General features: G+C 47.7%; 8 protein-coding genes. 1 reads left to right on the top strand and 7 read right to left on the bottom strand.

Annotation, left to right across the window (positions count from 1 at the left end):
* Window positions 1–9: 9 nt before the first annotated feature.
* From L0659_RS05120 to L0659_RS05110, 3 genes are all read right to left on the bottom strand, one after another.
* Window positions 10–2,592, bottom strand: coding sequence for a glycoside hydrolase family 38 C-terminal domain-containing protein (locus L0659_RS05120; RefSeq protein ID WP_235124619.1), 2,583 nt, complete (start codon window positions 2,590–2,592; stop codon window positions 10–12).
* Between the two features lie 136 nt (window positions 2,593–2,728).
* Complete coding sequence (locus L0659_RS05115) at window positions 2,729–4,180, bottom strand: RagB/SusD family nutrient uptake outer membrane protein (RefSeq protein WP_235124617.1); 1,452 nt, start codon at window positions 4,178–4,180, stop codon at window positions 2,729–2,731.
* Window positions 4,181–4,206: 26 nt separating this feature from the next.
* Window positions 4,207–7,275: a TonB-dependent receptor gene (locus tag L0659_RS05110; protein ID WP_235124616.1), complete on the bottom strand. Its 3,069-nt coding sequence runs from the start codon at window positions 7,273–7,275 to the stop codon at window positions 4,207–4,209.
* A gap of 275 nt (window positions 7,276–7,550) precedes the next feature.
* Here L0659_RS05110 and L0659_RS05105 point away from each other — a divergent pair, with 275 nt between their 5' ends.
* Complete coding sequence (locus L0659_RS05105; protein ID WP_235124615.1) at window positions 7,551–8,366, top strand: alpha/beta hydrolase; 816 nt, start codon at window positions 7,551–7,553, stop codon at window positions 8,364–8,366.
* Window positions 8,367–8,418: 52 nt separating this feature from the next.
* Here the strand turns inward: L0659_RS05105 and L0659_RS05100 are convergent, their stop codons facing one another.
* Genes L0659_RS05100 through L0659_RS05085 form a run of 4 tightly spaced genes read right to left on the bottom strand, consistent with a single transcriptional unit; the run spans window position 8,419 to window position 12,964 of the window.
* Window positions 8,419–8,802 (bottom strand): response regulator, encoded by a 384-nt coding sequence (locus tag L0659_RS05100; RefSeq protein ID WP_235124614.1) that lies wholly within the window; start codon window positions 8,800–8,802, stop codon window positions 8,419–8,421.
* Window positions 8,803–8,814: 12 nt separating this feature from the next.
* On the bottom strand, window positions 8,815–11,424 hold the full coding sequence (locus tag L0659_RS05095; protein ID WP_235124613.1) for a PAS domain S-box protein: 2,610 nt from the start codon (window positions 11,422–11,424) through the stop codon (window positions 8,815–8,817).
* A gap of 45 nt (window positions 11,425–11,469) precedes the next feature.
* Entirely contained in the window at window positions 11,470–11,913 is a 444-nt protein-coding gene (locus tag L0659_RS05090; protein ID WP_235124612.1) for a response regulator, read from the bottom strand.
* A gap of 7 nt (window positions 11,914–11,920) precedes the next feature.
* A complete protein-coding gene (locus L0659_RS05085) occupies window positions 11,921–12,964 on the bottom strand; it encodes an ATP-binding protein (RefSeq protein WP_235124610.1) in 1,044 nt (347 codons plus the stop codon).
* Window positions 12,965–13,038 lie beyond the last annotated feature (74 nt).

Genomic DNA, 13,038 nt, shown 5'->3' with positions numbered 1-13,038 from the left:
TAGGATAATTCAATGGGTTGAAAAGTCTTTCAGACGAATTGTCCGGATTCCGAAACGGGGCATGGATACATTCAAAACCGTTTTGCCTTGCTGATTACTGATTACTAATTCCTCTTTTACATCGCCATTCAATTCTACCAAAGCGGCAGATGATGCTTTCCCGTCCAATGTTATTTTTTGCGGTTGATCGTCACCTTCGGCGTTGAAGATCCTTATGAATAGGTCATTTCCGTCAATTGAAATTGACGGGTATTGGTAGCCTTTTCTTGATGCTTTTATTAGGGATTTTTGGGTTTTGGCGGGTTGGTTTGTTAGGGTTGCCAGGACTGGTTCGTTCCAGGTTGATGCTTCTGTGGAAATGGCTGCTTTGTCCCATTTTCCGGCGTGAGGCACGAGGGCGTAGCGCATTTTTGTGGGGCCGGTTATGGTGTGGTTTCTGCCCCAGAGTCCTGCGCCGGAGTATTGTACGTTCAGTCCGAGCGGGAAGTTTTTGCCGTGCGCGTAGGATGTGGTCTGATCCGAAAGCAGTGCGAGGCCCATGTCGTTTTTAGCATCATACAAATCAACCCATGTGACCATAAGGTTGTGCTTAATGCTGTCCCAGCGACTGAAAAACGTATTTTCCAGCTTGCTCTCCGTCACGTCAAAAGGCGCATCCTTGTATATTTTTTCGGATTGAAAATTAACGGGAAACAATGCCAGCAGCTTTTGACTATCGTCGTAAAAAGGTTTGTGATAATCTTTTGGATCAATCTTTTCGTGCTGCTTGTAGTCACTGCCGATGCCGATGTTGGTTTTCCAGTCAATTTCCAGCGCGCATTCGATTTTTCGGTCGCCTTGTTTGAGGGTAATGGTTTGGGTAAATGGATTTGAAAGCAGTTCGCCTTTCACTTGGGCAGTCACTACCAGCGGCCCGTTTTCGATAATGCTGATTGTTACCGGGTTTTCTGTTGTGGAATGAAAACCGCCGTTATCAAAGAAATTACCACGCAGCTCATTAAAAGAACGTTCGCTTTTTGCATCGACAAATTCCTTGTTCGCCAACGTCTTTACTATCAGACTTTTGATACTGCCTCCCTTTGCTTTGTTCAAAACCAGTTTATAATGGTCCGTTTCGAGAACAATGTCCCCGGATGCCAGCACCGAAGCTTTCGCGCCTGCTGTTTTAGAGGTTTTCTTCTTGTCGAATTTATATTGACTATAACCCATTGCCGGAACAGCCGATTTAAAATAAACCACTTTTTGATCCTGAGCACTCACCTGCAAAGGCACTTCCTTATTTTTATCGTCAACTATACTGATCGTCTGCGGATCGATTCCGGCAGGAAGATTTAAGGAAACAAGCTCATTTTTAATGTTTCCGGTTGTGTTGTAAACATTGATCCACTGGTCTGCATTTTTATTCAAACCAACATGAGTACCGGCCGCCGAGGCGATAATGCGGTCGCTGATGCGGTTGGTCGTATCCGTCCAAACCACCACTTTATCAGCCCAGGTATTTCCACGCTTACCATTATACGGCACGATCCAGCAGTCGTGGTGCTGCGAAAGCATGAGCCCGCGCCAGGCTTCGTCAATGGCTTCCTGGGGCCAGGGCGCATTGTTGTAGATTTTATTCAAAGTAGCCATCTTCTCGGCCATGACAATCTTATTTTCCGACACCCGGACCTGCTGGGCGATCTTTTGCAGCACCTGTGAGCCCCACACCAGGCTCACCTGCATATCCTCCTGCGAGAAATGCCAGTCCTGATCGGTTTTGCCGATGGAATGATTGGCAAAATAGTCCCGCCAGGTTTTGTATTCAGTTGGTTGATACCCCTTTTCGCCATTACCGATCCACGGACCGTTTCGCCAGCCTGCGTCCTGAAAGGTCATTGCCACGGGATTTTTAATGCCCGATTTCAATGCGTCGCTGATGTATTTGGGCGAGTTGGTCCAGCCTTCGGTTTGCCAGGTGGAATTTGGTTCCAAGCCCTCACTGCCATAACGGGGCACGGTGGTAATGCGCGACCCATCCGGCCCTACCCAGTTGACAAGCTCACCGCCAAAGGCGCGCGTGTAACCGCCCCAGCAGGTGTTTGGGTTTTTCAGCGAAGCATATTTATAACCAAATGAGTTCAGTATCTGCGGCAATGCGCTGGTAAAGCAGGGCTCTTCCGAAGAATAGGTTGTGAAAACAGCCGTTGGAAAATAGCTCTTCACCTTTTTGATACCATAGTGAAAATGCCTGATAATGCTCTCGCCGGAAACATTGTAAAAATAACTCTGACCATACGCCGGACTCACATATTCGATCCGACCGGCCAGCGACTGGTCTGCAAACAGCTCCTGAAAACCGGCCAGCGCCTGGGGCTCCCTCACCTTTACAGAGTCCCAGGTTTCGGGTTCGATTTCCAGATTGATCTTCCAGAATTTATTTTTATTTAACTCATCTACAACAAATTGCGTGTAGCCAACAGGGTAATGTCCATACACGCCGCCATGATATCCATCAATAAAATAGGCCTTCTGCGCTTGTGTCCCGATGGCCATAAATACCATCGGGATCAGCATCATTAAAGGGTTTAGGAATGTCAAATAGTACTTTTTCAAAGGGTTAGGATTAAGGTTAAGGGTAGGAATCAGTTGCCAAAGGTTTCGTTGCGTTTCGGGTCCATGGCCAGTTCCAGCATGCCTCCGGGCGTTGTTCTGCAACGCCCGGCACAGTCAATCAGTGGGTTATTTTTGGTTAATAGCCGGGGTTCTGCGGCAGCTCAGGGTTCACGTCGCGCTCACGCTGCGGGAGTGGAAATAGGTAATAAATCGGCTTAACGGCAACAGATTTAGCTTTTTGCACCTTGGCTTCCAGGGTCCCTGTGCGCACCAGGTCATACCAGCGGTGCCCTTCGGCCACAAATTCCTTCCTGCGCTGATCCAGGATTTCTTCCTTCAAAGCAGCGCCCGAGAGGTTGACCTCAGCCAGCTTCGCCCTTTTTCGAACCATATTTACATACTGGCTGGCTACGGCTGCATTAGTAAGTTCAGCCTGGGCTTCGGCGTAGGTTAAGAGCACATCCGAATAGCGGATCACAGGAAAATCCTGCTGCGAGTCGCCTGCCACCGGCTCGGCTGTTCTGTCCCAGTATTTTTGAATATAAATGTCACTAAGCTTGATGGTAGCACCTTTGTCATTGACAAATTCAGTCAGAAATGTCACCTTTTTGCGCTCATCATTGTCTGAAAAGGAATTGTACAGGTCTTTGGTTGCCGCCTGCCAGCCTTGTGTGTTGCGGATACCCGAGATTTCCTTTGAAAGCTCCGGAGGCAGCAAACGCACATTGAACTGACCAAACTCCCAGAAGGAAATACTCCCGCCGCCATCACCAAAGCTCACCGAGAAAAGTGCTTCCTTGCCGTTGCGATTCGTATGTTTGAATGCATCGGCGAAGCTGGGCCAAAGCGCATATTTGTTAGACTGGATGACTTCCAATGCTTTTGCAGACGCATTCTGAAAGTCCTTTCTGGTCAGATATACTTTTGCCAGCAAAGCTTTCGCTGCACCGCTGGTTGCACGCCCTTCCTGGATCGCGCCATCAAGCGGCAATGCTTCGGCAGACTGTAAATCACTGATGATCTGGGTGTAAACGGCATTCACATCAGCTACGCCGGGATTAAGCGGCTCTTCTTCTTTGACGAGTAAAGGCACATTACCAAACATTCTTACCAGATTGAAATAAGCCAGTGCCCGCAGGAACTTTGCCTCGTTGACAAGCCGGTTTTTCAGTGCTTCGTCCATATCAATGGGCGGAATGCGCTCGATGGCGATGTTTGCCAGCGTAATGGTTTTGTAATGAATGCGCCAGATCGTTCCAATATTACCATTTTCCGCGTTCCAGGAGAAAGTAGCCAGCTGATCATTTGCTATGGCACCTTCCTGCTTATTGATCAGTTCATCCGAAGCAAGCCCGGCGGCAATCCACGTGGTGCTGTGGTAAATGCCCTCGGGTCCTGAGGAAGTCGAGCCCAGATTGGAATATACAGCATTGACAGCGGCCGTTGCGTCTTCGGCCGTCTGGTAGAAACGGTCCTGGGCAATGCGGTCCTGGGGATCTTCTTTGAGGAAATCCTCGCAGGAGCTCAGCCACAGCAATGCTGCTGCCAGGATCATTCCGGATGTTTTTATGAGTTTGAACTTTTTCATTTTTATTCTAAAAATCTTGTTTGAAACTAAAATCCGAAATTAAGACCGACCGTGTAGGTCTTAGCCTGAGGGTACCCTCCAAAATCCACACCTACGATATTGGTCGTTCCGCCATAGGCATTGCCTTCCGGGTCATAACCGCTGTAATCAGTGAGCGTCCAAAGGTTGCTTGCGCTTACATAAAGCCTTGCATTGGCCAGCCCGATCTTTTTAAGCACGGTTCCGGGAAGATTGTAGCCCAGCGTAATATTTTTCAGACGCACGTAAGATGCATCTTCCACAAATCGCGACGAGAACACATTGTCGTTGGCCGTAGATAGTGCGCGGGCGTATTTGTTGGAGCGGTTTTCAGGTGTCCACCTTCCCAGGCCTGCCTCTGCAAGTACATTCTGCTTGCCATTGACATTGGCCAGGTCACCACGGTTCTGGTTCACCATCTGATTTCCCTGCGATCCCTGGAAAAACAGGGATAATGTGACTCCCTTGAATGTGACATTGTTATTCAAACCCCAGGTAAAATCCGGTTGCGCCGAGCCGATAATGGTGCGGTCAAAATCATTGATAATGCCGTCGGGCGTGCGGTTCGGGCCGCTGATGTCTTTGTATCTACGATCGCCTGCTGCCGGGCTCTGTCCTGCAATGGCCGGACTGTTTTTAGCCTCTTCATCCGTTTGGTAAATACCATCGAAGACATAACCGAAGAACGTGCCGATCGGCTCGCCTTCCCGCAGAATGTTGCCGCCTACTCCCAGGTTCACATCTTCTTTGCGGGCCAGGTTGGTGATCTTATTGCGGTTTACAGACACGTTCAGGGATGTATTCCACTGCACTTTCCCATCCAGGTTCACCGAGTTGATCGCCACATCGATTCCGCGGTTACGCACGTTTCCAATGTTGAGCAGGGTGTTGTCAAAACCGCTGGTGTACGGAATGGGCGTGTCCAGGAGCAGGTCAATTGTGTTCTTATTATAGGCTTCAATGGTAAGGTCCAGTCTGCCCATTAAAACGGAGACGTCAATGGCTGCATTCATCTGGTCGGTGGTTTCCCATTTCAATTCCCTGTTAGGATAAGAAACCGGCTCGCGGCCGCGGATCACTTCCTGGCCCGTTGTAGAGAACACACCCTGTCCCAAAGCCCCTATCAGCGCCAGCGAGCGGTAGGGCTGAATAGACTGGTTACCCGTGCGGCCATAACTGGCGCGGAATTTCAGGTCCTGAATAAAACTGACCGACTTCATGAAATTCTCCTCGGTAACCTTCCAGGCGAATGCTGCTGAGGGGAAAAAACCGAATTTGCGTCCTTCTGAAAATTTGGAAGAGCCGTCGCTGCGGCCGGTCAATGTAAAAAGATATTTGTTTTTCAGCGTGTAATTGATCCTTCCGAAATACGACAGCATGCTCCATTGCAGCTCGCCGTTGGACGTCGTCTGCGGATTTTCGGCAGAACCGATATCATGCCACCCCGTGCGCGCATCAGGGAACCCAAAGGCATAGGCATTTACCGATTCATTTCTGAACTTCTGTGTTTCCAACCCCAGCAAGACATTGAAGCTGTTGTCATTGTTAATCTGTTTGGTGTAGTTAAATGTATTGGTATTCAGCCAGGTGAGTGCCTGCAAGGTAGTTACCGACGCCTCCCCTTTGCTGTTTTCCGTGCGTTTAAGGAAGTTCGGGCCGAAAGTATTGGATTTGGTATTCAAAACATCAATTCCGAAACTGGACCTGAACGAAAGGCCCTGGGCAATCTGGTATTCAGCAAAAACAGAACCCAGCATCCTGGAAGTGTTGGTAATGGCCTCATATTCTTTCGCTTCGGCCACAGGGTTGGCAATTGCATCTCGCCTGTCGTGCTGGAACGTGTAGCCGCCCGGCCTGGCCGGATCATAAACAGGCAAGATCGGGTTGAACATTAATGCATTCGTTACGACACCCTGCACTACATTTCCCGGGCCTGTCAGCACGCCATTGCTGGCCATGCGGTTGTAGGACATATTGGCGCCCACTTTCAGCCTTTTGCTGACATCGGTATCCAGGTTCAGTTTGAATGAGTAGCGGCCAAAATCAGAACCTGTTACAATGCCGTTCTGCTTGAAATACCCCCCGCCGAGTGCGTAGCGGGTCTTTTCATTTCCACCTGCGATCGACACCTGATAGTTGGAGATAGATGCCTTACGGAAAAGCTCGTCCTGCCAGTTGGTGCCCTGGCCGAAACTGGCCGGATCTGCGTAAACCGGCGCCAGTTTTGCATTGGTGCTGGCCTCATTGACCAGCTCGGCAAACTGCGTTGCATTCAGCAGATCAAGCGTTTTGGTGACCTGCTGGCTTCCGTAGTAAGTTTCAATATTGATAGAAGCCTTTCCTGCTTTGCCCTTGCGCGTGGTGATCAGGATAACCCCGTTGGCAGCTCGCGAGCCGTAAATGGCTGTGGCGGAAGCATCTTTCAAAACTTCAATTGATTCGATATCACTTGGGTTGATCGTCGACAGCGGGTTAAGGGAAGGGCCCCGGCCGCCTGCCGACATTTCATTGGTGTTATTGTTGATCAGCATGCCGTCGATCACATACAATGGCTCACTGCTGGCGCTCACGGATGTAGTACCACGGATCCGGATGTTGGTTCCGCCGCCGGGAACACCGTTGGACTGCACCACTTGTACCCCTGCCGCGCGTCCCTGCAAAGCCTGATCAAATGTTGCGACCGGAACGGCCTTCAGTTCGGCCGAGGAAATGGATGCCACCGAGCCTGTCAGGTCGGATTTCTTGACGGTTCCGTAACCCACTACTACGAGCTCGTCGAGGTTTTGCAGATCTTCCTTCATAGCCAGGTCAATCCGCGTGCGGCCGTTGACGGGCACCTCGGAAGGTGCATATCCGATAAATGAAAACAGCAGCACGCCATTTTCACCCGACACATTCAGCGAATACGTTCCGTCTACATTGGTAACAGTTCCAGTGGATGTACTCTTGACAATAATGTTGACGCCGGGCAAGGGTTCGCCCCGGGAGTCTGTAACCGTTCCGGTCACCTGCTGCTGGGCTGCCGCATTTGCCCAAAAGAGGGCAAAAAAGAGGCAGAAAAGTAAAAAGCTTTTCATAGGTCAGGAAAATTTAAGCGGGTTTAGAAATAGTAAAACGATTTAGCGCACTAAGTAAATCGATTTAGCACAAATAGAAAAATTTTTTATCAAAATATTTATATTCATTATTCGACTGCCATTTTTTCCAAGGATTTGCAGGAGAAATTCCACAGATCCAGGCGAGTTACAACGTCAAGTTCTAGCTGCCGGAAGCAGTTTCCCCATTCGCGTTCTGAACTGATCTGGCCTGCTATTTTTTGCGACGTTATTGTTTTACACTTAAATCAACAATCATGAAAAAGACAATTGTTTTCATCCACGGAATGTTTCAGAATGGTAAAAGCTGGGATAAATGGGTTAATTATTTCGAAGAACGCGGCTATAACTGCATTGCGCCATCCTGGCCGGACCATTTGGGAGAACCATCGGCGCTGCGCGCCAATCCGCCTGCCACACTTGGGGATCTGATGCTGGAAGATGTCATCGGTGCCATAGAACAGGTTGTCATTGACGCCGGCGGCGGAAAACTGGACGTAACTGAGAAGCCGATCGTGATTGGCCACTCCGTCGGTGGCTTACTGACGCAGATATTTGTCAATAAAAACCTGGCAAGCCTGGGTGTTCCGATTTCTCCGGTGGCCCCCAATAAAATGATGACAATTGACTGGCCATTTTTTAAAAACGTAGCCGCCATCACCAATCCTTTCAAGGGCGACGAGCCGTTTAAGCATACGGCGGAAACGTTTCATGAGAATTTTTGCAATACGCTGGACGAATCAGCGGCACAGATTGCCTTTGAAACAACGGCAACTTATGACAGCCGCAATGTGCTGAGGGGCTGTCTGGGCGAGTACGGCGAGGTCCCGCTGGAAGTGCCGCATGTGCCAATGCTATTTATAGCGGGCAAGGAAGATAAGATTATTCCCTACGAGCTGGTAGAGAAAAACTACAATGCTTATAAGGATGAAGAGAATGGCGATGTGGATTACCTGGAATTTGAAAACAAATCGCACTTCATATGCGGTGAGCCGGGCTGGGAAATCATTGCAGAACAGATCCATAGCTGGATCAAAGAAAAAGAGATTGCATTGGCAAACAGCACATTATAATTTCAAAATGACAAAAGGCCGGAACAATCCGGCCTTTTGCTTGTTCTTAGCGCTATTCTAACTTTCCCATTGTTGCCAGACTCAGCGGCTTAGGATAATAACCTTTTACAAAAGGATTGGCAGCAGCTTTTTCAATATCACCCTGATCAATGGATGAGGAAAGAATGTAAATGTTGAATCGCTGGCGGATCCTTTCATCAAAGCTCTCGAAGGCTTCCAGAAACTCCCAACCGCTCATACCAGGCATATTCACATCCAAAAAGAGCACATATTCACCTCCGCCGCTGCCTTCGGCCTGGACCATTTCCAATGCTTTTTCAGGATTTGTAAAGAGCTTGATGTCTGCATCAGCATTGAATTTAAGGATGATATGGTTGCAAACAAGGTTGTTGAGCGGGTCATCGTCTACAACAATAAATCGGCTGTGTGTTGTCATCGTATCGCACTTTTACAAATTAAATTCAATTAGAAATTCGGTTCCTTTATTGACTTCACTAAAAACGGATATGCTTCCTCCCAGTATTTCAACCTGGGTTTTGACCATAAACAGGCCCATACCCTTGCCTTCCACATGATGATGGAAGCGTTTATAAAGCCCAAAAAGATGCTCGCGTTTTTTGTGCAGGTCTATCCCAAGCCCATTGTCCTTGAAAGATAATGTGAGCTTACCTTGCGATATGCTGCTGCTGATTTCAATGACGGGATTCAGGCCGGGCTGATGATATTTGATGCTGTTGCTGATCAGGTTATGAAAAATACTGTACAGGTATGTTTTGAGCGTAAATAATTCGGCTGCCCGGGTAAAATCGCTAACAATCCGAACATTTTCTTTTAGCATCACATTGGGTATGCTGTCCTGAATGCTTTCGACCAGATCCTGAAAGTTGACAATCTCACTTTTTTCGCCGATCTCTTTTTTGATCTGTAAAATGGAATTCAAATCCGTAATGACGTCATCGAGTCGTTTGACATTTTCAAGGATGCCGTTTAAAAATTCCTTTTTGGATTCCGAAGGATAGCTGTCGTCACTCAGCAGGCCCGAGAGCCCAATAATATTGGCAACCGGCGCGCGAAGGTTGTGCGAGACCATATAGGAAAACTGTTCCAGACCTTTGTTGGAAAGCGCAAGTTCATTTGAGTACTGGTGGAGGTTATTATTGAGCTCATTGAGCTTGTTTTCAGAAGATTTTCGTTCGGTAATGTCTTTAAAAAATACAGACAAACCATTTACGGAGGGATACGCACTCACTTCCAGCCATGTGTTCAAGGGTTCGTAGTAATCTTCAAAATGAACGATCTGACCACTTTCGACCGCATAAGTGTATTGCCTGTAAGACTCAGAACCTATGCTGTTTGGAAACAAATCCCATAGATATTGATTGAGAACGTCAACTTTTGCGCGTCCCAGAAGACGGGCTGCCTCCTTGTTCCAGTAGTTTACCACCCAATCTTTATCTATCGCAAAAAAAGCATCCCCGATACTTTCAAGAATGACATTCTTTTCTTCGTATGACCTGAAAACTTCCGACTCTGTTTCTTTTATTTTATCTATATCCTGAAAGCTGCCATAAAGCATATTTCTGTCGTTGACCAGCTCGGATTCGCACATTACCCGGACCCACCGCTCATTTCCTTTGGCTGTGATGATTTGCAGTTCCAGATCAAAGGGCGTCTGATGTTTGATAATTTCTTCCAGGGCTCTATTAATCGCTTCGCGGTTGGAACCCGGCTTGTAAAAGTTCATCGCCGTTTCCAGCTCGGGATTAAAATCAATGTCTACTTCATGAATTTCCCTGATCATCGGTGACCAGAACACCAGGTTATTGGCCGGATCTGCCTCGAAATTCCCAATCCGCGCCATGGTAGTGGCCCGTTCCAATCTCCGTTCGCTTTCCCAGAGAAGCTGCTCTGCATTCTTTCGTTCGCTGATGTCACGCACGATCATGGAAGTATTCGCATTCCCATCGGCATTTTTAAAGATAGTCGATGAGATCTCGCCGGCAAATCGGGAACCGTCCCTGCGCAGCAGCAAGACCTCTCCATTAGCCTTTCCGGTCCGCTGCCGTTCGTCCAAAAGAGCCGATAGCCTGGGATCGTCCAGATCGGCAAGTCCTGATCTGCCCAGATGAATAATTTCGCTTTCGTTGCGTTGAAAAATGCTGCATGCAGCCTGGTTGGCTTCAAGGACCTGGCCATCCTCTGATGTCAAGAGAATGCCGTCCATGCTGGTTTCAAACAATAGGCGGTACTTTTCCTCGCTCGCCGTAATGGCATCCTGAGCGAGTTTTCGATCTGTTATATCCCGGAAATTATCTACAATCCCGTTAACGGCGGGATCACCAAGCAAATTCGTAATGGTTGCCTCGATCCATCGCCAGCCGCCATCTTTATGGCGCATGCGGCCCGTGTGGCCCTTCATAGTGATTCCGGGACTGTTCAGGATTTTTTCCAGCATCAGGTCCATGTGCAAATTGTCATCGGGATGGATCAATGTAAACAAATCCACACCCAACATTTCATTTGGCTCATATCCCAAAACATTCGTGACAGAAACAGACACATACGTAGGCCTTCCCTGCGCATTTAAAATAACGACTCCGTCTGCACTGTGCTCAATCAGTGCGCGATAGCGCTGTTCGCTGACAATGAGGTCGTCCATAAACTTTTCATGCTCTTTTTTAAGGCGATATTTTTCAAGCGCATTGGAAATAGCGATGGGCAGCCGGCTCAGCCGATCTTTCAGAATATAGTCATCGGCCCCTTTCATCAGCAGGTTCACGGCCGATTCATCGCTCATTGCGGCCGTGACGACTATGAACGGGATTTTCAAGCCGCTTTGCTTTAATATTCTTAGTGCCTCAGTAGAATTGAACGATGGCAGGGAATGATCGGCAAGAATCAGGTCTGGTGAGAATGCTTCCAGCGCGGTCATGTATTTTTCCTTACTGTCAACAACGAGTTCCTGAAAATCGATGTTCGCCTTAACAAGTGCTTTTTTAACAAAAAGTGCATCGCTGGGCAGATCTTCAAGATGCAGAATTCTAATTAATTTATCCATGAACCAGCTGTTTGCTGCAAATGATGAGTTGAAACCGGGCCAAGATTATTGCCGCGGAGCATTGTTAACCGCAAGCCAGTAAAATCCAAGTTCTGCGATTGTTTTTGAGAAGTTTTCAAAACCGAGCGGTTTGACGACATAACTGTTTACGCCAAGCTTATGACTTTCAATAATGTCTTTCTCTTCCTTGGAGGATGTCATCATCACGACAGGGATCGATCTTGTATTATCATCCCCTTTTAAGATCCTAAGCACCTCTAATCCGTTTATTTTAGGCATCTTAATGTCCAGAAAAATCACTTTCGGCTTGATATCCAAATTTCTGCCTGAGTAATCCCCTTTTCCAAAAATGAAATCAATGGCCTGCGCCCCGTCGATCAGGTGGATCAGGTTATTGGCAAGATTATGTTTTTTTAGTGCCCTGATTGTCAATGCGGCATCCGATTTATTGTCTTCCACCAGAAGGATCTGGATGTCTTGGTTTTCCATGTGTCAGTTAAGTAAGAGGTAAGTCAGCCGGAGCAGGAATTTTGAAATAGAAACAAGCGCCCTGCCCTACCGCTGCCTCAGCCCACACTTTGCCGTCGTGCTTAGCGATAATTTTTTGCACAATGGCCAATCCTACGCCGGTCCCTTCAAACTCGTTGCTGCTGTGCAGCCGCTGGAAGACACCGAAAAGCTTATCATAGTAGGCCATGTCAAACCCTGCACCATTGTCCTTGATATAAAAGGTGCAGAAACCTTCATTTGTGAAAGACCCGATCTCTATTTGGGCTGATTCCTTTTTAGAAGTATACTTCATAGCGTTAGAAATCAGATTCACATAAACCTGCCTGAGCATGCTGGGGTCGCCAGTTGCTACGTCGAGCGGTTTAATGTCGAAATTGAAAATGCGGCCAGGTTCTAATTGTTTGAGCTGTGTAATGACAGAATTGACCATTTTGTCCGTGTCCACATGTGTTACAGAAATCTGCTGTTTGCTCAGCCTCGAAAAATCCAGCAGATTATCAATCAACTGCCCCATCTTGTTGGAATTGGCGATGATCTCGGTCAGCAGATATTGCGCATCTTCCCCCAGCTGCTCAATGTAGTCTTCTAATAGTATTTGGGTAAAACCATTTACGGCCCTTAACGGCGCTCTTAGATCATGCGAAACAGAGTAAGAGAACGATTCGAGTTCCTGATTGGCCGCTTCCAGGATCAGGGCTTGTTTCTCTTTTTCAACATATTGTGATGCAAGCTCAATATTGAGCAGTTCAAGTTCTACCGACAACTTTTTAACTTCGGCATTTTGTAGGGCAAGTTCCTCATTGGCCTTGGTCAGCTCCTCCGCTCTTTTGCCCTTTTCGATATTCTGACGCCGGAGTTCGCGGTTCGCAATGATCAGCTCGTCTGCTCGTTTTTGTTTTTCATTGTTTTGAAAAAGCAGCTCTTTGTTGGCAATAACCAGCTCCTCCTCCCTCTTTTCCTTTTCGGCAATTTGCGTGAGCATTTCACTGGCAGAAACGACGATAAATTGCGGGTCATGCCCTTTGTCCATAAAGACTGAAAGTTTAATGTTGAAAGAGCAACGACGCTGATGTAGTGAAAGATAGTCCTAATAAACGGATACTC

The sequence above is a fragment of the Dyadobacter sp. CY347 genome, assembly GCF_021502655.1.
Lineage (GTDB): Bacteria > Bacteroidota > Bacteroidia > Cytophagales > Spirosomataceae > Dyadobacter.
This window is presented reverse-complemented; position numbering and strand designations above follow the sequence as displayed.